At 70.8% G+C, this 22,424-nt stretch carries 19 protein-coding genes and 1 riboswitch; of the genes, 10 read left to right on the top strand and 9 right to left on the bottom strand.

The window, feature by feature from the left end; translation table 11 throughout:
• Window positions 1-95: 95 nt before the first annotated feature.
• Genes cydD through ACH5A8_RS11580 form a run of 3 tightly spaced genes read right to left on the bottom strand, consistent with a single transcriptional unit; the run spans window position 96 to window position 6,182 of the window.
• Window positions 96-3,599, bottom strand: coding sequence for a thiol reductant ABC exporter subunit CydD (gene cydD, locus ACH5A8_RS11590; protein ID WP_399000544.1), 3,504 nt, complete (start codon window positions 3,597-3,599; stop codon window positions 96-98).
• 51 nt (window positions 3,600-3,650) lie between these two features.
• Window positions 3,651-4,655 (bottom strand): cytochrome d ubiquinol oxidase subunit II, encoded by a 1,005-nt coding sequence (cydB, locus tag ACH5A8_RS11585; RefSeq protein ID WP_399000542.1) that lies wholly within the window; start codon window positions 4,653-4,655, stop codon window positions 3,651-3,653.
• 18 nt (window positions 4,656-4,673) lie between these two features.
• Window positions 4,674-6,182, bottom strand: a complete 1,509-nt coding sequence (locus tag ACH5A8_RS11580) for a cytochrome ubiquinol oxidase subunit I (protein ID WP_399000540.1) — start codon at window positions 6,180-6,182, stop codon at window positions 4,674-4,676.
• A gap of 210 nt (window positions 6,183-6,392) precedes the next feature.
• Here ACH5A8_RS11580 and ACH5A8_RS11575 point away from each other — a divergent pair, with 210 nt between their 5' ends.
• Window positions 6,393-6,767: a cyclophilin-like fold protein gene (locus ACH5A8_RS11575; protein ID WP_396318742.1), complete on the top strand. Its 375-nt coding sequence runs from the start codon at window positions 6,393-6,395 to the stop codon at window positions 6,765-6,767.
• A 71-nt stretch (window positions 6,768-6,838) separates the two neighbouring features.
• Here the strand turns inward: ACH5A8_RS11575 and hisC are convergent, their stop codons facing one another.
• On the bottom strand, window positions 6,839-7,918 hold the full coding sequence (gene hisC, locus ACH5A8_RS11570) for a histidinol-phosphate transaminase (RefSeq protein WP_399000537.1): 1,080 nt from the start codon (window positions 7,916-7,918) through the stop codon (window positions 6,839-6,841).
• 420 nt (window positions 7,919-8,338) lie between these two features.
• On the opposite strand from hisC, the gene ACH5A8_RS11565 reads away from it, so the two are divergent.
• The 3 genes from ACH5A8_RS11565 to ACH5A8_RS11555 all read left to right on the top strand — a co-directional run bounded on the left by ACH5A8_RS11565 (window position 8,339) and on the right by ACH5A8_RS11555 (window position 11,781).
• Complete coding sequence (locus ACH5A8_RS11565; RefSeq protein ID WP_399000535.1) at window positions 8,339-9,451, top strand: LacI family DNA-binding transcriptional regulator; 1,113 nt, start codon at window positions 8,339-8,341, stop codon at window positions 9,449-9,451.
• Between the two features lie 183 nt (window positions 9,452-9,634).
• Complete coding sequence (locus ACH5A8_RS11560) at window positions 9,635-10,747, top strand: metallophosphoesterase (RefSeq protein ID WP_399000533.1); 1,113 nt, start codon at window positions 9,635-9,637, stop codon at window positions 10,745-10,747.
• Window positions 10,748-10,929: 182 nt separating this feature from the next.
• Window positions 10,930-11,781, top strand: coding sequence for a hypothetical protein (locus ACH5A8_RS11555; RefSeq protein ID WP_399000531.1), 852 nt, complete (start codon window positions 10,930-10,932; stop codon window positions 11,779-11,781).
• A 287-nt stretch (window positions 11,782-12,068) separates the two neighbouring features.
• On the opposite strand, the gene thiC is transcribed toward ACH5A8_RS11555, so the two are convergent.
• Entirely contained in the window at window positions 12,069-13,892 is a 1,824-nt protein-coding gene (gene thiC, locus ACH5A8_RS11550; RefSeq protein ID WP_399000529.1) for a phosphomethylpyrimidine synthase ThiC, read from the bottom strand.
• Window positions 13,885-14,061: riboswitch (TPP riboswitch) on the bottom strand. It overlaps the preceding gene by 8 nt.
• Before the next feature lie 71 nt (window positions 14,062-14,132).
• On the opposite strand from thiC, the gene ACH5A8_RS11545 reads away from it, so the two are divergent.
• A complete protein-coding gene (locus tag ACH5A8_RS11545; RefSeq protein WP_399000527.1) occupies window positions 14,133-15,530 on the top strand; it encodes a YibE/F family protein in 1,398 nt (465 codons plus the stop codon).
• An 81-nt stretch (window positions 15,531-15,611) separates the two neighbouring features.
• Here the strand turns inward: ACH5A8_RS11545 and ACH5A8_RS11540 are convergent, their stop codons facing one another.
• The 4 genes from ACH5A8_RS11540 to ACH5A8_RS11525 form a co-directional block, all read right to left on the bottom strand.
• The gene (locus tag ACH5A8_RS11540) at window positions 15,612-16,049 is read right to left on the bottom strand and encodes an SsgA family sporulation/cell division regulator (protein ID WP_399000525.1); all 438 of its coding nucleotides are present in this window, start codon (window positions 16,047-16,049) and stop codon (window positions 15,612-15,614) included.
• A 101-nt stretch (window positions 16,050-16,150) separates the two neighbouring features.
• On the bottom strand, window positions 16,151-16,981 hold the full coding sequence (locus ACH5A8_RS11535; RefSeq protein WP_399000672.1) for an IclR family transcriptional regulator: 831 nt from the start codon (window positions 16,979-16,981) through the stop codon (window positions 16,151-16,153).
• 266 nt (window positions 16,982-17,247) lie between these two features.
• On the bottom strand, window positions 17,248-17,460 hold the full coding sequence (locus ACH5A8_RS11530) for a DUF5326 family protein (protein WP_399000523.1): 213 nt from the start codon (window positions 17,458-17,460) through the stop codon (window positions 17,248-17,250).
• Between the two features lie 146 nt (window positions 17,461-17,606).
• A complete protein-coding gene (locus ACH5A8_RS11525; RefSeq protein ID WP_399000521.1) occupies window positions 17,607-17,924 on the bottom strand; it encodes a cupin domain-containing protein in 318 nt (105 codons plus the stop codon).
• Window positions 17,925-17,971: 47 nt separating this feature from the next.
• Between ACH5A8_RS11525 and ACH5A8_RS11520 the strand changes: the two genes are divergently transcribed.
• The 5 genes from ACH5A8_RS11520 to ACH5A8_RS11500 all read left to right on the top strand — a co-directional run bounded on the left by ACH5A8_RS11520 (window position 17,972) and on the right by ACH5A8_RS11500 (window position 22,405).
• Window positions 17,972-18,349 carry a phage holin family protein gene (locus tag ACH5A8_RS11520; RefSeq protein WP_399000519.1) on the top strand — a complete coding sequence of 126 codons (378 nt, stop codon included), beginning with the start codon at window positions 17,972-17,974 and terminating at the stop codon, window positions 18,347-18,349.
• Window positions 18,350-18,451: 102 nt separating this feature from the next.
• Window positions 18,452-19,633 (top strand): cystathionine gamma-lyase, encoded by a 1,182-nt coding sequence (locus ACH5A8_RS11515; RefSeq protein ID WP_399000517.1) that lies wholly within the window; start codon window positions 18,452-18,454, stop codon window positions 19,631-19,633.
• Between the two features lie 223 nt (window positions 19,634-19,856).
• Window positions 19,857-20,762, top strand: coding sequence for a LysR family transcriptional regulator (locus tag ACH5A8_RS11510; protein ID WP_399000515.1), 906 nt, complete (start codon window positions 19,857-19,859; stop codon window positions 20,760-20,762).
• A gap of 83 nt (window positions 20,763-20,845) precedes the next feature.
• Complete coding sequence (locus ACH5A8_RS11505; RefSeq protein WP_399000513.1) at window positions 20,846-21,328, top strand: NUDIX domain-containing protein; 483 nt, start codon at window positions 20,846-20,848, stop codon at window positions 21,326-21,328.
• A gap of 210 nt (window positions 21,329-21,538) precedes the next feature.
• Complete coding sequence (locus tag ACH5A8_RS11500) at window positions 21,539-22,405, top strand: GNAT family N-acetyltransferase (RefSeq protein ID WP_399000511.1); 867 nt, start codon at window positions 21,539-21,541, stop codon at window positions 22,403-22,405.
• Window positions 22,406-22,424: the final 19 nt, after the last annotated feature.

Genomic DNA, 22,424 nt, shown 5'->3' with positions numbered 1-22,424 from the left:
GCGGGACCGGCGTCCGGCCCGCCGGGAGGGCCGGGACCGCGTCCGCGCCCCGGTGGCCGGTGACCGGTCACCGGCCGGGCTGAGCGCGCCTTCCGCTACCGCGCCCCCACCAGCCGGTCCGCCGCGGCCTCGCGCTCGGCCATGCGCCGCAGCGGTCCGGGCAGCGCGGCCAGTTCCGAGTACGGCCCTCGCTGGACCACCCGGCCCTCGTCCAGGACGATCACCTCGTCCACGGCCTCCAGCCCGGCCAGCCGATGGGTGACGATCAGCGTCGTACGGCCCTCCGTGGCCGCCAGCAGGTCCGCGGTCAGCGCGTCGGCGGTCGGCAGGTCGAGGTGTTCGGCCGGTTCGTCGAGCAGGAGGACCGGGAAGTCGGCGAGCAGCGCCCGGGCCAGGGCCAGCCGCTGCCGCTGTCCACCGGACAGCCGGGCGCCGTGCTCGCCGATCAGCGTGTCGAGGCCGTCGGGCAGGGTGTCGGCCCAGTCCAGCAGCCGGGCCCGCGCGAGCGCGTCCCTCAACTCGGCCTCGGTCGCGTCCTTCCTTGCGAGCAGCAGGTTCTCCCGCACCGAGCTGTCGAAGAGGTGCGCGTCCTGGGCGCACAGTCCGACGAGCCGTCGTACGTCGTCGCCGTCCAGGGCGCACGCGTCGACCCCGCCGAGGGTGTAGGACCCCGCCCGCGGGTCGAGGAACCGCAGCAGCACCTGCGCGAGCGTCGTCTTGCCGGCCCCGGACGTCCCGACCACGGCGACCCTGCGGCCCTGCTCGAGCGTCAGTTCCAGGCCAACGAGCGCGTCCCGGCCCTGCCCGGGGTGCCGGGCGGCGAGCCCCTTGACGGTGAGCGGGAACGGCACCGCGGGCGCCTTCCGCGGCCGCTCGGGCTCGCGGACCGGCTCGGGGGCGTCGAGGACCTCGTGGACGCGTTCCGCGCTGCGGCTCGCCCGCTGCCGGTACCGCAGCGCGAGCGGCATCCCGAGCACCGCCTCGAAGGCGGCCAGTGGGGTGAGGATGACCACGGCCATGGTCACTCCGCCCAGACGCCCGTCGGCGACCGCCTGGGCGCCGACGAGGGCCGTCGCCGCGACGGTGAGTCCCGAGACCAGCGCGGTGAGCCCGTCGCCGAGGGCGGTGGCGGTGGCCGCGCGTGAGGCGATCCGCGTGAGCGTGGCGTCGGCACGCCGCGCCCGGACGGTGCGGTCGGGCAGCGCGCCCGCGACCGTCAGCTCGGCGGTCCCGGTGAGCAGATCGGCCACCCTGATCGCCAGGGCGCCACGCGCGGGGGCCAGCCGGTGTTCGGCGCGCCGTGCCACGGCGCCGGTGACCAGCGGGACACCGGCTCCGGCCGCGAGCAGCCCGGCGGCGAGCGCCACGCCGGCCTCGGGCAGCAGCCAGGCCGTGAACGCGACGGAGGCGGCGGAGACGGCCAGCGCCGCGCCGACGGGCAGCAGCCAGCGCAGCCAGTAGTCCTGCAGCGCGTCCACGTCGGCGACGAGCCGGGTCAGCAGGTCGCCCCGACGGATCCGGCGCAGCCCCGCGGGCGCCAGCCGCTCCAGCCGCCGGTAGACGGCGACACGGGTGTCGGCGAGCATCCGCAGCACCGCGTCGTGCGAGACGAGCCGTTCGGCGTACCGGAAGACGGCCCGACCGATGCCGAAGGTCCGGGTCGCCGTCACGGCCACCATCAGGTAGAGGACGGGCGGGTGCTGCGACGCCCGGGAGATGAGCCATCCGGACGTGGCCATCAGGCCGACCGCGCTGCCCAGGGCGAGGGTGCCCAGCAGCAGGGCGAGCGCGAGGCGGCCGCGGCGCGGACCGGCCATCGCACGGACGCGGGCCAAGGCGCCCCGGCCCGTGGGCTTCTCGGCGGGCGCGGTCTCGGCCGGCCCGAGCTCCTCTCCCGGCGGTGTCTCCCCCGGGCGCGGTCCGGTAGTGGGCACCGCGGTGCGTACGGGCTGCCGCGACTCGGCGCCGTCGAGCCGGACCACTCGGTCGGCCGCTTCCAGGAGCGCGGGCCGGTGCACCACGAGCAGCACGGTCCGCCCGGCCGACAGCCGCCGTACCGCCGCGACGACCTCGGCCTCGGTCGCGCCGTCCAGGGCGGCGGTCGGCTCGTCGAGCAGCAGGACGGGACGGTCGGCGAGGAAGGCCCGGGCGAGCGCGAGCCGCTGCCGCTGCCCGGCCGAGAGCCCTGCGCCGTCCTCCCCGAGCACGGTGTCCGCTCCGTCCGGCAGCGCGGCCACGAACTCCAGCGCGCCCGCGTCGGCCAGGGCCGTGCGGACGGCGGCGTCGTCGGCGTCGGGCCGGGCCAGCCGGACGTTCTCGGCGATCGTCCCGGCGTACAGGTGCGGCCGCTGCGGTACCCAGGCGATGCGTGAGCGCCACTGATCGAGGTCGAGGCCGGTGAGATCGGCTCCCCCGATCCGCACGTGTCCCGTGGTGGGCCTGACGAAGCCGAGAAGGACGTTCAGGAGGGTCGACTTGCCCGTGCCGCTCGGCCCGACCAGGGCGACGGTCTCCCCCGGCTCCACGGTGAAGGACACCCCGGACACGGCGTCCGCCGCGCGGCCGGGGTAGCGGACGCCCACGTTCTCGAAGGCCAGCGTCCCCGTGGGGACGGCGCCCGAGCCGGCCGGCGGCGCCGGGGTCTCCAGGACGGCGAAGATCTCCTCGGCGGCGGCCAGCCCCTCAGCCGCCGCGTGGTACTGCGCGCCGACCTGGCGCAGCGGCAGATAGGCCTCGGGCGCCAACACGAGGATCACCAGGCCGACGTACAGGTCCATGTCGCCGTTCACGAGCCGCATGCCGATCGTGACGGCGACCAGGGCCACCGACAGCGTAGCCAGCAGTTCCAGGGCGAAGGAGGACAGGAAGGCGATGCGCAGGGTGCGCAGGGTGGCCCGGCGGTACTCGCCGGTGATGCGCCGGATGGACTCCGCCTGCGCCTTGGCCCGGCCGAACACCTTCAGGGTGGGCAGGCCCGCGACCACGTCCAGGAAGTGCCCGGACAGCCGGGACAGCAGCCGCCACTGGCGGTCCATGTGGGACTGCGTGGCCCAGCCGATGAGCATCATGAAGACGGGGATGAGGGGCAGGGTGGCGACGATGATGGCCGCCGACACCCAGTCCTCGGTGACGATCCGCGCCAGCACCGCCACCGGGACGACCACCGCGAGCCCCAACTGCGGCAGATAGCGCGAGAAGTAGTCGTCCAGGGCGTCGATCCCCCGGGTGGCCAGGGCGACCAGCGAGCCGGTGCGCTGCCCGCTCAGCCAGCCGGGACCCAGCGCGGTCGCCCGTTCCAGCAGCCGTCCGCGCAGTTCGGACTTGACCGCCGCGCTCGCCCGGTGGGCGGCCAGCTCGGTCAGCCAGGACACCAGCGCCCTGCCGCAGGCGACGGCCACCAACAGCAGCAGGGGAGTGCGCAGTTCGCCGACCGTCATCCGGTGCTGGAACGCGCCGACCACGGTCTCGGCGATCAGCATGGCCTGGGCGATCACCAGCCCCGCGCCGAGGGCGCCGAGACCGACGACGGCCAGCAGGAAGAACCGGGTGGCCCGGGCGTAGTGGAGGAGACGCGGATCGATCGGTTTCACGTGAAACATGCCCTTCGGCCCCAGGGGGTGTGTTTCACGTGAAACACACCCCGTTCGGACTCAGTGCGCGGCTTCGGCTATGTGCTGCGTGCCGATCCGCTTGCGGAACACCCAGTACGTCCATCCCTGGTAGAGCAGGACGATCGGCGTCGCGATCCCCGCACACCAGGTCATGATCTTCAAGGTGTACGGGCTGGACGAGGCGTTGGTTACCGTGAGACTCCAGCTCGGGTCGAGGGTGGACGGCATGACGTTCGGAAAGAGCGACAGGAAGAGCATCGCCACGGCGGCCACAATGGTGACGCCGGACAATCCGAACGACCATCCCTCCCGTCCCGCCTGATTGGCCGCCAGGGCGGCGACCAGGGCCACGACAGCGACGATCAGCGCCCCGAGGCTCCGTGCGTCGCCCGTGTCGGCCTGGGTCCACAGCAGGAAGACCGGCGCCACCACCGCCGTCGCCAGGCCCACCCGCAGCGCGAGCCTACGCGCCCGCTCCCGGATGTCACCGACGGTCTTCAGCGCCGTGAACACCGCGCCGTGGAAGGTGAACAGCGTGAGGGTGACCAGTCCGCCGAGCAGCGCGTACGGGTGGAGCAGGTCGCCGAGACCGCCGACGTACTCCAGGTTCCGGTCGATCTTCACGCCGTGCACGATGTCGCCGAAGGCCACACCCCACAGGAAGGCGGGGATCAGCGAGCACCAGAAGATCGCGGTCTCCCAGTTGTGCTGCCAGTTCTCCTCGGGCCGCTTGGCCCGGTACTCGAAGGCGACCCCGCGCACGATCAGGCAGACCAGGATGGCCAGCAGCGGGAGGTAGAAGCCGGAGAAGAGCGTGGCGTACCACTCGGGGAAGGCGGCGAAGGTGGCACCGCCCGCGGAGAGCAGCCAGACCTCGTTGCCGTCCCAGACGGGACCGATGGTGTTGATCAGCACCCGCTTCTCGGCCCGGTTCCGGGCGAGCAGCTTGGTGAGGACGCCGACTCCGAAGTCGAAGCCCTCCAGGAAGAAGTAACCGGTCCACAGGACGGCGATGAGGACGAACCAGACGTCGTGCAGTTCCATGACAGTGCCTCCCTCGGCCTAGTACGAGAAGGCCATCGGCTTGTCGGCGTCACGGACGTCGCCGCCGATCTTCGTGGGCGGGTTGAGGTCGGCCTCCGTGAGCTCGGGCGGGCCGGCCTTGACGTACTTCACGAGCAGCTTCACCTCGACGACGGCGAGGATGGCGTAGAGCGCCGTGAAGACGGCGATGGAGGTGATGACCTCGCCCTGGGACACGCCGGGGGAGACCGCCTGCCGGGTCTGCAGCACGCCGTAGACGGCCCACGGCTGGCGCCCCATCTCGGTGAAGATCCAGCCCCAGGAGTTGGCGATCAGCGGAAAGGCGAGGGTCCAGACGGCGATCCGCCAGTACCACGTGGTCAGCTGCGGCCCGAGCGCCTTGTTCTTGAACAGCACCAGGTGCGGCACCTCGTCCTCGCCGACGCGCAGGTGCTGCGGCAGCAGGAACTTCTTGCGGGTGAGCCAGAGTCCGGCCATGCCGAGGGCGAAGGACGCCATGCCGAACCCGATCATCCAGCGGAAGCCCCAGAAGGTCACGGGGATGTTGGGCCGGTAGTCGCCGGGCCCGAACTTCTGCTGCTCGGCCTTGTCGACGTCGTTGATGCCGGGGACGTAGGAGCTGAAGCTGTCGTCCGCCAGGAAGGACAGCAGGCCGGGTATCTCGATGGCGACCGTGTTGTGGCCCTTCTCCACATTGCCGTAGGCGAAGATCGAGAACGGGGCCGGCTCCTGCCCGTCCCACAGGGCCTCGGCGGCGGCCATCTTCATCGGCTGCTGCTTGAACATGACCTTGCCGAGGGTGTCGCCGCTGATCGCGGTGAGCAGGCCGGCGATGACCACGGTGATCAGGCCGAGCCGCAAAGAGGTCTTCATCGCGCCCACGTGCTTCTTGCGGGCGAGGTGGTAGGCGGCGATGCCCACCATGAAGGCGCCACCGGTCAGAAAGGCGGCGGAGAGCGTGTGGGAGGCCTGGCTGAGCGCGGTGTTCTGGGTCAGGACCGCCCAGAAGTCGGTGAGTTCCGCGCGGCCCTTGGCCTTGTCGATGCGGTAGCCGACGGGGTGCTGCATCCACGAGTTGGCCGCGAGGATGAAGTACGCCGACAGGATCGTGCCGAGCGAGACCATCCAGATGCAGGCCAGGTGGATCTTCTGGGGGAGCTTGTCCCAGCCGAAGATCCACAGGCCGATGAAGGTGGACTCGAAGAAGAACGCGATCAGGGCCTCGAAGGCGAGCGGGGCACCGAAGATGTCGCCGACGAAGCGGGAGTAGTCCGACCAGTTCATCCCGAACTGGAACTCCTGCACGATGCCGGTGACCACACCCATGGCGATGTTGATCAGGAAGAGCTTGCCCCAGAACTTGGTCGCCCTGAGGTACTTCTCCTTCTCCGTGCGCACCCAGGCGGTCTGCAGTCCTGCCGTCAGAGCGGCCAGCGAGATCGTCAGGGGAACGAACAGGAAGTGGTAGACGGTCGTGATGCCGAACTGCCAGCGCGCCAGCGTCTCCGGCGCCAAAGCCAGGTCCACGTCGTCACTCTCCTTACGTCGCCGTGGTCACGGTGACGGTTTGCCCTGATGTGTCCTACACAACAGGGCAGCAATCGGACTAGCTTGTGAACGCGTTCACATTCACAAGCAATTATGACGTACCGATTTTCGACGCGGCACCGGGGGTCCCCCTTCACCTTCGCGTCGACCCCTTGGCAAGGACTTCAACAACTTGTTGAATTGCACGCCATGCAGATACGCATCTCCTGGCCCACCGGACACCTCGTCGCCAGCCTCGACGACACCCCGACCGCGCGCGCCCTCGCCGCGGAACTTCCGCTGGTCTCCTCCGCCCACACCTGGGGCGAGGAGGTCTACTTCGACACCGGCATCCGTGTTCCACGTGAAACCGACGCACGGCAGGTCGTCGATCCCGGCACGGTCGCGTTCTGGACCGACGGTGACGCGCTGGCCCTCCCCTACGGGCCCACGCCGATCTCGCGCGGTGACGAATGCCGCCTCGCGAGTCCGTGCAACGTCCTCGGCCGGATCGATGGCGACCCGCGCCTGCTGACGGCCGTCCGCGCCGGCGATCCGGTACGCGTGGAGCTCGTGAACGACTGAGGGCCCGTCCGAGCGGACGTGTCACACGAAGACCACGCCGCCGGACAGGCCCTCAAGGACCGCGGGACCGCTCACGCCTCCTTGCGGAACGCCTCCGCCGCCTTCAGGAAGATGTCGTTCGCCTCGGTCTCCCCGATGGTCACTCGCACGCCCTCACCCGCGAACGGCCTGACGACCACACCCGCCTGCTCACACGCCTCGGCGAAGGCGACCGTGCGCTCCCCCAGCCGCAGCCACAGGAAGTTGGCGTGCGTCTCGGGCACGTTCCAGCCCTGCGCGCGCAGCGCGTCGACCACGCGCGTGCGCTCGCACACCAGCGAGCCGACCCGGCCCAACAGCTCGTCCTCGGCCCGCAGCGAGGCGATCGCCGCCTCCTGCGCCAGCTGGCTCACGCCGAACGGCACGGCCGTCTTGCGCAGCGCCGCCGCCACCGGCTCATGGGCGATCGCGAAGCCCACCCGCAGCCCGGCCAGGCCGTACGCCTTGGAGAATGTGCGCAGCACACAGACGTTGGGCCGGTCACGGTAGATGGCCACGCCGTCGGGCACCTCGGGGTCGCGGATGAACTCGCGGTAGGCCTCGTCGAGCACGACCAGCACGTCGCCGGGCACCCGGTCGAGGAAGCGCTCCAGCTCCGCCCGCCGCACCACCGTGCCCGTCGGGTTGTTGGGGTTACAGACGAAGATCAGCCGGGTGCGGTCGGTGATCGCGTCCGCCATCGCGTCCAGATCGTGCACCTCGCCCGGCGTCAGCGGCACCTTCACCGAGGTCGCCCCGCTGATCTGGGTGATGATCGGGTAGGCCTCGAAAGACCGCCAGGCGTAGATGACCTCGTCACCGGGGCCGCTGGTGGCCTGGATCAGCTGCTGGGCGACACCGACGGAACCGGTGCCGGTCGCCACGTGGGAGGCCGGAACACCGAAGCGCTCGGCCAGCTCCTCGATCAGCGCGGTGCACGCCATGTCCGGGTACCGGTTGAAGGAGCAGGCGGCCGCCGTCACGGTCTCCATGACACCCGGCAGCGGCGGGTAGGGGTTCTCGTTGGAGGACAGCTTGTACGCTGCCGGGCCACCGGCCGCTGCGGGCTTTCCCGGCTTGTAGGTGGGGATACCCTCCAGCTCGGCGCGCAGCTTCGGGTTCGTCTCGCTCACCGCAGTCCTCCTCGTGACCACACCGGCTTTCCAATACTGCACACCTTATGAGGATTGGCCGCCGGTGCGTATGGGTCGGCGGCCATCACTCCTGCCGGTTTCCGGCCTCGTCCGTCACACTGGCATCACAGGCACCACGGCACAAATGAGCGCGAATCGGGGGCGCATCGCACATATATCTATGCGCCGGTGGCTCGCGCCGTGGCGCGCGTCCCCCGTCAAGGTGAGTTGAGACCTCTTCGAGACCTCGGAAGCACGGCAGGCTCACACCTGCCACCGCATCACGTCCTGCGGCCAGATCGGTCAACCAGCTCTGTTTCGCAGGCCATTAATCGATCTTGATCATGCAGAAACGTGCCTGTCAACGCGTGCATATGCGTCCGCGCTACCCCACCGCATGAGCCCTACTATCGGCTCGCCATGACAGCAGCAGGGAAGCACCAGGTGAGCCGCGCGGAAACCTCACGCCGAGGCAGCCGGCCGGGCCGGGCGGGCATCAGAGACGTGGCCGCCGCCGCCGGAGTCTCCATCACGACCGTCTCCGACGCCCTCAACGGCAAGGGCAGACTCCCGGACGCCACCCGCCGCCATGTCCGCGAGGTGGCCGACCGGCTGGGGTACCGGCCCTCCGCCGCCGCCCGCACCCTCCGTACCGGCAAGTCCGGCCTCATCGGCCTGACCGTGACCACCTACGGGGATGAACCTTTCACCTTCACCGAGTTCGCGTACTTCGCCGAGATGGCCCGGGCCGCCACCTCGGCCGCGCTCGCCCGCGGCTACGCCCTCGTCATCCTGCCCGCGACCTCCCGCCACGACGTGTGGTCGAACGTCGCCCTGGACGGCACGGTCGTCATCGACCCCTCCGACCAGGACCCGGTGGTCAGCGAACTCGTCCGCCAGGGCTTACCCGTGGTCAGCGACGGCCGCCCGGTCGGCTCGCTGCCCGTCACCGCCTGGGTCGACAACGACCACGAGGCCGCCGTCCTGGGCATCCTCGACCACCTCGCCGAAGCCGGTGCCCGCCGCATCGGCCTGCTCACCGGCACCACGACCGACACGTACACCCATCTGTCGACCACCGCCTACCTGCACTGGTGCGAGCGCGTCGGCCAGGACCCGGTCTACGAGGCCTATCCCGCCCACGACCCGTGCGCCGGCGCCGTCGCCGCCGACCGGCTGCTGGCGCGCCCCGACCGGCCCGACGCCGTCTACGGACTGTTCGACCCGAACGGCACCGACCTGCTCGCCGCCGCCCGCCGCTACGGACTGCGGGTCCCCGAGGACCTGCTGCTGGTCTGCTGCAGCGAGTCCACCGTGTACGCCAGCACCGAGCCGCCCATCACCACGCTCTCCCTGAAGCCGCGCCGCATCGGCACGGCCGTCATCCAACTGCTCATCGACGCGATCGAGGGCGTCGAGTCGGACCACCCGGTCGAGCAGGTCATACCGACCGAGCTGATCGTGCGCACCTCGTCCCAGCGACGCCCGCCGCGCACGACGGTCAGCCCGCCACGCGCACCGGAGGAGCAGTAGGGACAGCCGGTCGCGGGACCGCCGAAGAGTGCCCAACCGGGGCGAAAGCCGCAGTGAACCTGAGTCCTGTTCCGATTCACCACCCCTGGGTCATCACATGGCGCGATCCGCATTCCTATGATGGGCCCACGACACCGCGGGCCGCTGCGACCAGGCAGTCCGAAGCGGTGCAGATGCGGCGCGATGGTGGAGGGGTCGATGACTCAGGGGGCCGGTCAGGGACCCGAGGTGGAGCGGACGGCGACGTTGCGTGACTTCCGAGTGCCCGCGTATGTGAACGAGACCGGTCCGTACGCCCACAGCCATGCGGCCGAGCCCGTGCCGCCGGCCGAGCCCGGCTACCCGGCTGCCGCGGAGGGCTACCCCGACGCGTACACGCCCACGGAGCGCGACCTGCCCGTCATCAACCGCGGCGACACACTCCAGGCGGGCACCGCGCCGACGCCCGCGCCGGCCGCCCAGCAGCCGGCCGCCGGTCCCGGCCCGCTGTTCGTCGTCGGCGACGTGCACGGCTACCTCGACGAGCTGGTCGCCGCCCTCCAGGAGCAGGGCCTCATCAACGCCGCGGGCCAGTGGTGCGCGGGGGCCGCACGGCTGTGGTTCCTCGGCGACTTCACCGACCGCGGCCCGGACGGCATCGGCGTCATCGACCTGGTGATGCGACTGTCCGCCGAGGCGGCCGCGGCCGGCGGCTACTGCAAGGCGCTCATGGGCAACCACGAGCTGCTGCTGCTCGGCGCCCGGCGGTTCGGAGACACGCCGGTCAACTCCGGCGCGGGCACCGCCACCTTCCAGGCGGCCTGGCTGCTCAACGGCGGTCAGAAGTCCGACATGGACCGCCTGCAGGACCACCACCTGCAGTGGATGGCCCGCCTCGACGCGGTCGAGGAGGTCGACGGCTATCTGCTCGTGCACTCCGACACCACCGCCTACCTCGACTACGGCCGCTCGATCGAAGAGGTCAACGACACCGTCCGCGAGGCGCTCACCCGCAACGACGCGGACGAGGTGTGGGACCTGTTCCGCAAGTTCACCAAGCGCTTCTCCTTCCGCGACGAGGGCGGCGCCGACGCCGTGCGCTCCCTGCTCGATACGTACGGCGGCACCCGCATCGTTCACGGCCACAGCCCGATTCCCTACCTGCTGGGCGAGGTCGGCTCCGAGGAGGGCGACGAGGCGGCCGGTCCGGTGGTGGAGGGACCCCACGTCTACGCCGACGGGCTCGCCATCGCGATGGACGGCGGCGTGACCATGGCCGGGAAGCTGCTGGTCCGGCAACTGCCGCTGGACAACTGACCGTTCCGCGTCCTGCCGTCGGGCCCCCGCCGACGGCCCAGGTCGGCACGCAATTTGTGGAAACCCCCTGTCACCTCGCGCCGTGACGGCTCTACCATCGGCTTATCCGTAGCAGGCTCCCCTCCGTTTCTGCCCGACGGCTCGTCGCCATGCGAGCCCCCAGCCCTACGGAGCATCGGGGGATGCACATGAACAGCGTTCCGCAGTACCTGCTGAGTGAGGACCGCCAGGAATTCGAGCGGATCCTCGATGAGGCGCTGCGCTCCGCCCCACACCGCCCGGAACTCGCCGCCATCGGACAGCGGCTCACCACCGAACAGCTGCGCACCATGGCTCTCGGCGCGACGGCCCTGATCACGGTGGCCGCCGCGACCGAGTACCAGCACTACGTGAAGATCCGTGAGGAACTGCGCCGGCCGACGGCCGTCCCGGCGACCTCGTCCGCCTCGTCGTCCGTCCTCGGTGCCGGCTCCGCGGAGCAGGGCACGGCCACGGCCGGGGCGGCCGCCGAGACGACCGGAGCGGGCGCGGGCGCCGTCGTCGCGGTCCTCGCCCCGGTCCTCGCGGGCATAGCGGCGACGGTCTTCCTCCTCGTCGGCTACCTCCTGAAGATGCTCGACCCGGCACCCGCGTTCGCCCAGACCATGATCACCGCCGGCTGGGTGTTCGGCGCCGTGACCGCGGCCGCGATCGTCGTCGCCGGCACCGCGCTGCTGCTCACCGCCCTGCGCAACCATCCCTCGCCCGAGCCCGGCGCCGGGCTCCACGAGGAGGTCGAGCAGGCCAGGGACGCATGGCGCGACGCGCTGCTCGAGCGCGGCATCCTGCCGTTCCTGCGCGATGCGCTCGCCGGTCCCTCCACCGCACCGCGCCGGAGGGACCGGGCGGAACCGGGCGACCGCATCCCACAACTCGGCTACGGCCGACCGGGCTTCAGCAGCCCCGACGACGGAGTCCCGAGCGCCCGGCCGCGCTACACCAGCCCCGACTTCACCAGCCCGGACTTCGGCGGCCCGGAGCACCAGCCGGAGTAGACGGGGCTGCGCCTCCCACTCCGCACTGCGCCATGGCGGCCGGCGACGCGGGCGGGGCGGCCCGAAGAGCCGCCCCGGCGGAACGACGGGGCCCCGGGTGCTTCAGGGGCCCCGACGCGACCGTACGGGACGGGCGGGACGGACGGGTCCTCGCGCTGCCGCCGGCCCGGCAGGGCCGGTCCGCACCGGCGGGTGCGGACGAGTTCCGTCCGAACCCGCCCGACCGCCACTCTTCAAGCGCCCCCGCCCGGCCGACGCCGTCATCGCCGCCGCGCCACCACCGCCGATCAGTCGGCCAGCGGCAGATACACCCGGTTCCCGCTCGCCGCGAACTCCTTCGACTTCTGCAGCATCCCCTCGGCGATCTCCTCGGCGGACGAACCCGCCGCCGCGCTACCGCCGAACCGCTCGGTGATGCTTTGACTGATCTTCATCGAGCAGAACTTCGGCCCGCACATCGAGCAGAAGTGCGCCGTCTTGGCGGGCTCCGCCGGAAGCGTCTCGTCGTGGAACTCCCGTGCCGTGTCCGGGTCGAGGGCCAGGTTGAACTGGTCCTCCCACCGGAACTCGAAGCGGGCGTCGGACAGTGCGTCGTCCCACTCCTGCGCCCCCGGGTGCCCCTTGGCGAGGTCGGCCGCATGGGCGGCGATCTTGTAGGTGATCACGCCGGTCTTGACGTCGTCCCGGTTGGGCAGGCCCAGGTGCTCCTTGGGCGTGACGTAGCAGAGCATGGCCGTGCCCCACCACGCGATCATCGCGGCGCCGATGCCCGAGGTGATGTGGTCGTACGCCGGAGCGACGTCCGTCGTCAGCGGGCCGAGCGTATAGAACGGAGCCTCATCGCAGATCTCCTGCTGAAGGTCGATGTTCTCCTTGATCTTGTGCATCGGGACATGTCCCGGGCCCTCGATCATGGTCTGTACGTGGTAACGCTTCGCGATCGTGTTGAGTTCCCCGAGCGTGCGCAGCTCCGCGAACTGCGCCTCGTCGTTGGCGTCCGCGATCGAACCGGGCCTGAGGCCGTCCCCGAGGGAGTACGTCACGTCGTAGGCGGCGAGGATCTCGCAGAGTTCCTCGAAGTTCTCGTACAGGAACGATTCCTTGTGGTGCGCGAGGCACCAGGCCGCCATGATCGAGCCGCCGCGCGAGACGATGCCGGTCTTGCGGTTGGCGGTCAGCGGCACGTACGCCAGGCGCACGCCGGCGTGGACGGTCATGTAGTCCACGCCCTGCTCGGCCTGCTCGATGACCGTGTCCTTGTAGATCTCCCAGGTCAGTTCCTCGGCCCTGCCGTCGACCTTCTCCAGGGCCTGGTAGAGCGGCACCGTCCCGATGGGAACGGGGGAGTTGCGCAGCACCCACTCCCGCGTGGTGTGGATGTTGCGGCCGGTGGAGAGGTCCATGACCGTGTCGGCGCCCCAGCGGGTCGCCCAGGTCATCTTCTCGACCTCCTCCTCGATGGAGGACGTCACCGCGGAGTTGCCGATGTTGGCGTTGACCTTCACCAGGAATCGCTTGCCGATGATCATCGGCTCGATCTCCGGATGGTTGACGTTGGCCGGCAGCACCGCGCGGCCCGCCGCGATCTCCTCGCGGACGACCTCGGGATCGACGTTCTCCCGGACCGCCACGAACTCCATCTCCGGCGTGATCTCCCCGCGGCGCGCGTAGGCGAGCTGCGTCACCGCGCCACCGTCGCGCCCGCGGCGCGGCTGACGCGGCCGGCCCGGGAACACCGCGTCGAGGTTGCGCAGACCGCCGCGCGGCGAGGTGTGCTTGATGCCGTCGTCCTCGGGACGGACGGGGCGGCCCGCGTACTCCTCGGTGTCACCGCGGGCGATGATCCAGTTCTCCCGCAGCGGCGACAGCCCCCTGCGGACGTCCGTCTCGACGAGTGGATCGGTGTATGGGCCCGATGTGTCGTACAACGTGACCGACTGACCGTTGGTGAGGTGCACTTGACGGACCGGCACCCGGAGGTCGGGGCGCGAGCCCTCGACGTACCCCTTGTGCCAGCCGATGGACTTCCCGGCCTCCCCGTGGGGAGCGTTCCGCTCCCCGTCGCTGGACAGCTGCGTGGAGGCAGGCGTGCGTGCGTCCTTGTTGGTCATGAGACCTACTCCCTACGCCGGCATTACCCGGTAACAGGTTCGGCGGTCGACGCAGCGGCTCCCGTCCGTCGGTGTCCCCCGTGGAACATCGCTCGTTCCACGTGAAACACCGCGAGACGAAGGTCAGCGCCCTCTCAGCCCGGTGCTCCGAGCTCCCGCGTGTGCAAAGGTGCCCCCACGCTAGCGCCATTTGTGGCGCGGTGAACAGGGGGCCTCCGCCGTACTTGCGATGATCGGGCGGTGACCACGACACACCAGTTCCCCCATCCGCCGCCCGAACCGGGGCGCGGGACCGCCGACGGACACGGGCAGGAATCCGGGCACGCGCCTGGTCACGGGCATGCGCACGGTCACAGTCACGGCCCCGCCGCCCCCGTCTCGAAGCACCTGCGCAAGGTCATCGCGGCGATCCTGATCCCGTTCGCCGCAGCGGTGCTCGTCGGCCTCACCGTGCTCTGGCCCGGCGGCACGCCCTCCCACCAGCGCACCGGCGTCGGTTTCGACCGGCAGACCCAGCAGGCCACGGTCACTCAGGTGGCGGCGGTGAGCTGCAGGACGGTGAACACCTCCGGGGACACGCCGACCGGCGACACCTCCACCGCCGAGGGCGCCTCCGCCCAGGCGCAGGCGTCGGGCACCTGCAGGAAGGCCACGATCCGCGTCGACACCGGCAAGGACGAGGGGCGTACGTTCACCGAGATCGTGCGGCCCGACCAGCCCCGGCAGTTGCACCAGGGCCAGAAGGTGGTGGTCGCCTACGAACCCTCCGCTCCGAAGGAGCTGCAGTACTCGGTCACCGACGTCAACCGGCGTCTCCCGGTGGCGTTGCTCGCCGGTGTCTTCGCACTCGCCGTCGTGGTCGTCGGGCGAATGCGGGGCGTCATGGCACTGGTCGCGCTGGCCATCAGCTTCCTGGTGCTGAGGTTCTTCGTCCTGCCCGCGATCCTGGAGGGATCGAACCCGCTGGTGGTGGCCGTGGTCGGGTCGAGCGCGATCATGCTGATCGCGCTGTACATGTGTCATGGCCTCTCCGCCCGGACATCGGTGGCGGTGCTCGGCACCCTGATCTCCCTGGTGCTGATCGGCCTCCTGGGCTCGCTGTTCATCGGCTGGGCCGCGCTCACCGGCAACACGGACGACAACACCGGTCTGATCCATGGCCTGTATCCGTCCATCGACATGAGCGGACTGCTGCTGGCCGGCGTCATCATCGGCTCGCTCGGCGTCCTCGACGACGTGACGGTCACGCAGACCTCGGCCGTCTGGGAGCTGCACGAGGCCAACCCGGCGATGGGCCCGCGAGGGCTGTACCGGGCGGGCATCCGCATCGGGCGCGACCACATCGCGTCCGTCGTCAACACCCTCGTCCTCGCCTACGCGGGCGCCGCGCTGCCGCTGCTGCTGCTCTTCTCCATCGCGCAGAGCAGTATGGGGACCGTCGCCAACAGCGAGCTCGTGGCGGAGGAGATCGTCCGTACGCTGGTGGGCTCGATCGGGCTGGTCGCCTCGGTGCCGGTCACCACGGCGCTCGCCGCGCTCGTGGTCTCGGCCGACCGTCCGGGGCAGGCCCGGGCCGTGGCGGCCGCCGGTGGTCCCGCTCCGGCACGCGGTGGCAGGGGCAGGCGCCGCAAGCGGTGACCGGGGGGCGGCATCGTCGTCCTCACCACCGGCGCACGCGGTACGACGTCCGTCACCGCACACGCCTGCTGCCGAAACGCTTCAGCCCGCGCTCTGCTCCTCCGCGAGGATGCGGTCCAGCGCCTCGTCGAGGTGGGCGTCGAAGTCGGCCAGAGCGCCTTCCTGGCCGAGTGGGACGAGCTTGTCCGTACGGTCGAGGAACGCCACCAGCGGTGCCGTGGAGGAGCGGAACAGCGCCCGGTCCGGCCCGACCTGGAGACGGATCAGCACCTCGCTGAGGGAGTCGGTGTCGGCGGGCGAGATCCGCACGTCGCCGTCCCCGCACGGCGCCCCCACTCCGTCGATCAGCAGCTCGCGGCCGAACGCCCATGTCACCGGGGCGTCGCCGGGCAAATGGAAGGTCAGCCGCACGGCATAGGGATCGCAGGTCTCGTACCGCAGCTCCACCGGAATGCGGAAGGAGAGCTCCTCGGACACGAGAAAGCTCATCAAGACCTCTGCCTGTACGGACTCGCGCATCGCTACCCCGTCATCTGCTGCCGTCGACTGGCCGGGAATCATCCAAGTGACACTTGAGGCATCTTGCTGAACGTACACGCCGGATCACAAGGAGTGAGTTTTCAGATACTGATAGCGAGCGCGAGAGAGCCCGCACTCCGCCCCACCTCGTGCTGCAGCTGCCGCGCGGCGGACAACAATCGGTCGGCCTGGTGTGCGGGCAGCGACAGGGCCACGGTGACAGCCGCCGTACCCACGGTGATGGGAACAGCCGCACAGACCGTGCCCAGCGCGTACTCCTGTCGCTCCGTCACCGGCTGCATGCGCCCCACCCGCTCGACACGCCGCAGCAGCGTGGGTGCGTCACGCACCGTGTACGGGGTGAGGGAACGTACGGGATGGCGGTCGAGGTGGTCGCGGCGGGCGTCCTCGTCCAGCTGGGAGAGCAGGCACTGCCCGATCGCGTGCGCGTGCCCGGTCTCCCGGAAGCTGGCCCACTCCTCGACGGCGGGGGAGCCCGGTGCGTCGGACACGCACAGGACGTCGATCTCGCCGTCCCGGTACATCGCGTAGTACAGCGGCGCACCGATCGAATCCCGCCATTGTCCGAGCGCGTCGGCGATCGTGCTGCGACGTTTCTGCGCCGCCCCGCTGCTGCTCAGCCGCTCGGCCGCCACGCCGAGGAAGAACAGGCCCTTGTCTCGGTGCAGATAGCCCTCGTGGACCAGGGTCCGCAGCAGGTGATAGGCCGTGGGCAGGGCAATGCCGGTCTCGCGCGCCAACTGCTTGGCGGTGGCGCCGTGCTCATGCCCGGCGACGGTCTCCAGCAGGCGCATCGCGCGCTGCACGGATCCGATGAGCGTCTGTGCCGTCCGCGCCGGCGGTTGCTCGGGCACCCTGGGGCGAGTCCGTTCCACCGCGGGCGCGGAGCGCGGCTGCGCCGGCAGCGCCATGGAGGGGGACGGCGCCCGGGGCACGGGCGGTGCGGGCCGTTCTGCGGGTGCGGTGTCAACCGTGGCCAAGGGTCACTCCCAGAGCGCGTGGGGGCAGCCCGTGCGGAAAAACACGGGTGAGGGGCAGGCCGCCCGCGGGGGCCGGCCCCGCGTCGATCTCCGGACCCTATCCGTCCGTCACCGCTCACGAACGGCTTGCGCGGGAAACTTCCCTCCCGCGAGGGACCCGGCGCGTTGCGTCACCGGTCACCCGAGACCCGCGACGCTCACCAGTCGCTGCGCGAGGACGAGCCCGAAATGAACTTCCGCACGATGTAGATCAGTCCGCCGACCAGGGCCACGAAGACCAGCAGCTTGAACAGCAGGCCGATCACGAAGCCGACCACGCTCGCTATCAGTCCGCCGAACACGACCAGGGCGATGACCGGCACCGCGACCCACTTCACCCACCACGGCAGACCCGCGAAGATCTCTCGCATTGCCCTCGTCCCTACCTCTCGCCCGCACTGTGCCGGGCCCTGTCGATGTCCTGCACTCGATGCTAGGGCCGACAGCAGGCCCCGCGGGCGTCCCGCATCCCTTGTCCTCCCCTGACCGGACCCCTAGGGAACCCTGATACCGAACCTCAGGCCTCCGGGGGAGAGAACACCACCAGCACCCTCAGGTCCTCGCTGATGTGATGGAACTTGTGGGCGACTCCGGCCGGCACGTACACCACGCTGCCGCGCGCCACCTCGGTCGTCTCCAGGCCGACCGTGATCGAGGCCCGGCCGCTCACGACGAAGTACACCTCGTCCTGGCCGTGCGGCCGCTGCGGATCGGCCTCGCCCGCGTCGAGCGCGTACAGCCCGACCGACATGTTCCGCTCCCTCAGGAACTGGAGGTAGGCGCCGTCGTTGGCGGCGCGCTCCGCCTCCAGTTCGTCCAGCCGGAATGCCTTCATCGCCTCGCCCGTGTTCGTGTTCGATCCCGTCTGCCACGATCAGACACATGAAGAATTTCGTAGTCAAGACGATCGCCAACGCGGGCGCCCTGGCGGTCGCCGTCTGGCTGCTGGACAAGATCACCCTGAGCGGGGACGGCACCGCCAAGAAGGCCGGCACGCTGATCGTGGTGGCCTTGGTCTTCGGCCTGGTGAACTTCCTGGTCAAGCCGGTGGTGAAGATCCTGACCCTCCCGCTGTTCATCCTCACCCTCGGCCTGATCACCCTGGTCGTCAACGCGCTGATGCTGCTGCTGACCTCCTGGGTGTGCGGCAAGCTCCAGCTCAGCTTCCACGTCGAGGGCTTCTGGACCGCCGTCCTCGGCGGCCTCATCGTCTCGGTCGTCTCCTGGGCGCTGCACATGGTGCTGCCGGACGAGGACTGAGCGCCCCGGCGGCACGGCACCGCCGCCGGGCTCTGAGAAGGTGGGGGCGGCGAGACACGGCCCGCTCGCCGCGCCACGACAGCACGCGAAGGGACAGGCGGCATGAGCGATTCCGCTGCGGACAGCACGAACGGCACCGGGCAGGGAGGCGAGCTCCCCGTCGGCGCCGGTGACGGCACGCGCGCCGTTCGGGCAGGCCTGCCCGAACCCGTCAAGCACGAGCCGACACTGCCCGGTCCGGTCTTCGCCGCCCACTTCCACCTGCCGGGCGACCCGACGGGCCCGTACACCTACGGCCGGGACGAGAACCCGACCTGGACGCTGCTCGAGCGCGCCATCGGCGAGCTGGAGGCGCCCGGGCAGGACGGTGCGGAGACGCTCGTGTTCGCCTCCGGCATGGCCGCCATCTCCTCGGTGCTCTTCTCCCAGCTGCGGGCCGGGGACGCCGTGGTCCTCCCCAGCGACGGCTACCAGGCCCTCCCCCTGGCGCGCGCCCAGCTGGAGGCCTACGGCATCAAGGTGCGCACCGCCCCGACCGGCGGTGACGCCCAGCTCGGCGTGCTGGACGGCGCCCGGCTGCTGTGGATCGAGACCCCGTCGAACCCTGGGCTCGACGTGTGTGACATCCGGCGGCTGGTCCGGGCGGCGCACGCGCAGGGCGCCCTGGTGGCCGTCGACAACACGCTGGCGACGCCGCTCGGACAGCGTCCGCTGGAGCTGGGCGCTGACTTCTCGGTGGCCAGCGGGACCAAGCAGCTCACCGGGCACGGCGACGTCCTGCTCGGTTATGTCACCGGCCGAAGCGGCGAGGCGATGGCGGCCGTGCGCCGCTGGCGCAAGATCGTCGGCGCGATCCCGGGGCCTATGGAGGCCTGGCTGGCGCACCGTTCGATCGCCACCCTGCAGCTGCGCGTCGACCGGCAGAACGCGACCGCCCTCACCCTCGCCGAGGCACTGCGCGAGCGGCCCGAGGTGACGGGGCTGCGCCACCCCGGTCTCACCGACGATCCCTCGCACGAGATCGCTTCGCAGCAGATGCGCCGCTATGGCTGTGTGGTGTCCTTCACGCTGCCCACGCGGGTGCGTGCCGAGCGTTTCCTCGACGCGTTGCGGCTGGTGGACGACGCGACGAGCTTCGGCGGGGTGCGTTCCACCGCCGAGCGGCGCGGGCGCTGGGGCGGGGACGCGGTGCCGGAGGGCTTCATCCGGCTGTCCGTCGGCGCCGAGGACCCGGCGGACCTGGTGGCGGACGTGCTGCGCGCTCTGGACGAATCGGCGGACTGACCGCCTGCCGACCGCGTCCGGCCATGCACAGCGGGCGGTCCGAGCCTCCCCCCTCGTGGCTCGGACCGCCTTCGGTTCCGTGTGAAGAACCGTGTGCACAAGGCTAGTTGACTGTTTGTCAGTGTCCAATCACGGTAACGACAGAAACCTATCGACATATTTATAGTTGGGGGCGGCCGGGGAGCCGGGAACACGGGGAGCCACGGCGAGGGGAGGACGTGTCATGGATCTGGCGTTGCTGCGTACGTTCGTGACCGTGCACCGGGCGGGTTCCTTCACACGGGCGGCGGCATTGCTCGGTCTGTCCCAGCCGGCCGTCACCTCGCAGATCCGCACCCTGGAGCGCCAGCTGGGCCGCCCCCTGTTCCTGCGCCAGGCCCGCGGTGTCACGCCGACGTCCATCGGTGACGAGCTCGCCCACAAGGCCGCACCACATCTCGACGCCCTGGTGGAGATCGCCGAGTCGGGACTGGACGACGACTCCTCCTTACGCACGCTGCATCTGGCCGGTCCGCCCGAGTTCACCGCGGAGCGGGCGTTGCCGGCACTGACCGAGCTGAGCGGCGAGGACGGCCAGGGCTTCGCCCTGCGCGCGTCGTTCGGCAACGCCGAGGAAGTCCTGGACGGGCTGTCCGCCGGGCACCACGACCTGGCCATCGGCACGGCCCGGCCACGCGGCGCGCTGCTCACGGCGGCCCCGCTCTGCGACGAGGAGCACGTCCTGGTCGCCGCCCCCCGCTGGTCGGAGGAGACGGGGCCGGTGGATGCATGGGGCGAGGACGTGTCCGTCCTGAAGAACGTCCCCGTGGTCGAGGTGCATGAGTCGCTGCCCTTCGTGTCCCGGTACTGGGCCTCGGTCTTCGACTCCCGGCCGACCGCGGCCGGCGCCGTGATCGTTCCCGATCTGCGCGCGGCCCTCGCCTGTGCCGCGGCGGGGGCCGGGCTCGCGGTGCTGCCCCGCTATCTGTGCGCCTCCGCCCTGGCGCGGGGGGACGTGGTGGCCCTGCATGAGCCCGCCGTCCCTCCCTTGCGTACGTACTTCCTGGTGGTGCGCGCCGGCACGCTGGCGATGCCGCACATCGCACGGGCTCATGAGTGGCTGCTACGGGCCGCCTCCCGCTGGTGCTGAGCCGTTCGAGGTGCCGTGGGACGAACTCACATGGCCGTGGCACACGATGTTTCACGTGGAACCAACCGGGCCACATTTCTCCCATGACCGTCCGACCCGTGGTCAAGCGCACCGCCCGCGCCGTTCTTCTCGACGGTGACGACCTGATCCTGATCAAGCGCACCAAGCCCGGTGTCGATCCCTACTGGGTCACTCCCGGTGGCGGGGTCGAGCCGGAGGACACGAGCGTCGTCGACGCCCTGCACCGGGAGGTGTACGAGGAGCTCGGCGCCAAGATCACCGATGTGGTGCCCTGCTTCGTGGACACCGTGGAGCACATCGGTGCGGACGCCGGTACGACCGGCGTGAAGGTGCAGCACTTCTTCGTCTGCCGTCTGGAGTCGATGGACCCGTCCCTCCGCCACGGCCCCGAGGTGGAGGAGCCCGCGGGGGAGTACGAGATCGTGCGCGTGCCGTTCACTCGCGTCGGCATCGCCTCCGTCCACCTCGTGCCGCTGTCGCTTCGCCACTACCTGGACGGGAACATCGAGGGCGTCCGTGCCATGCACGCCCCTGACCTCGGTTGACGGCAGGCTCCTCACGGGCCCCCGGCCCCGCGGGTCCGTCATGCACCGCGCTCGCGGGGTCTGCGCCGCCGTTTCACGTGAAACAGCGAGCGCGGCTTGGACCCGGCTCGGGCATGGCACAGGCCAGGCCACCACGGCATGGCCAAAAGCACGTACGTGCGATGCGAAATGGGTGGACGTCGACGGCACTCGTCGGACAGCCTGACCAGCGTGTCGACTCCTTCCCCCGCCGCCCTGCCCATCCGCCGTCTGACCATCCGCGATCTCACCGCGTGCGCAGACCTGTCCGAGAACCGGGGGTGGCAGCGTGAGGAGCACAAATGGGGCCTCCTCCTCACCGCCGGGAAGGGGTACGGCATCGACTCACCCGAGGGGGGCCTCATGGCCGCCTGCGTCGTCACCGAGTACGGCCCACAGGGCCGGCCCGGCCTGGGCGCCATCGGCATGGTCCTGGTCGCCGAGCGGTACGCCCGGCAGGGCATCGGCCGCCGGCTGATGCGTCATGTCGTCTCGGTGATGGGCCCCACGCCGCTGACCCTGCACGCGACGCCCGCCGGCCGCCCGCTGTACGAGGAGATCGGCTTCAAGGTCACCGGCCGTGCCGAGATGGTGGTCGGGCACTTCGTGCCGGAGGACACCCCCTCCCGCATCGCCACGCGGACGGCCACCGCCGAGGACATCACCGGCATCCTCCGGCTGGACGAGGAAGTGTTCGGAGTCGACCGCACGCACGTCATCACGCGGCTGCCCGCGTTCGCCGACCATCTCCTGGTCGCCGAGGACGGCGGCCGGATCATCGGGTACGCGGCGGCCTGGCCCAACATGCACACCCACGTCGTGGGCCCCTTGATCGCCCGGGACACGGAGACCGCGAAGGCCCTCATCGCCTCACTCGCCGCACGTACCGACCGCCCGCTGCGCACCGACATCGACGTCCGCCACGACGAGCTGCTGGCCTGGGCGGGACGACGCGGGCTGGCCACGGTCTTCTCCAACTCCGTCATGACGTACGGCGTCCCGGAGCTTCCCGGGGACTGGACCCGCCGGTTCGCCCCGCTGACCGTGGCGGCCGGCTGAGCGCGGCCCGGACGTCGAG

This window comes from Streptomyces sp. NPDC018610, assembly GCF_044391765.1.
In the GTDB taxonomy this organism is placed as follows: Bacteria; Actinomycetota; Actinomycetes; order Streptomycetales; family Streptomycetaceae; genus Streptomyces.
This window is presented reverse-complemented; position numbering and strand designations above follow the sequence as displayed.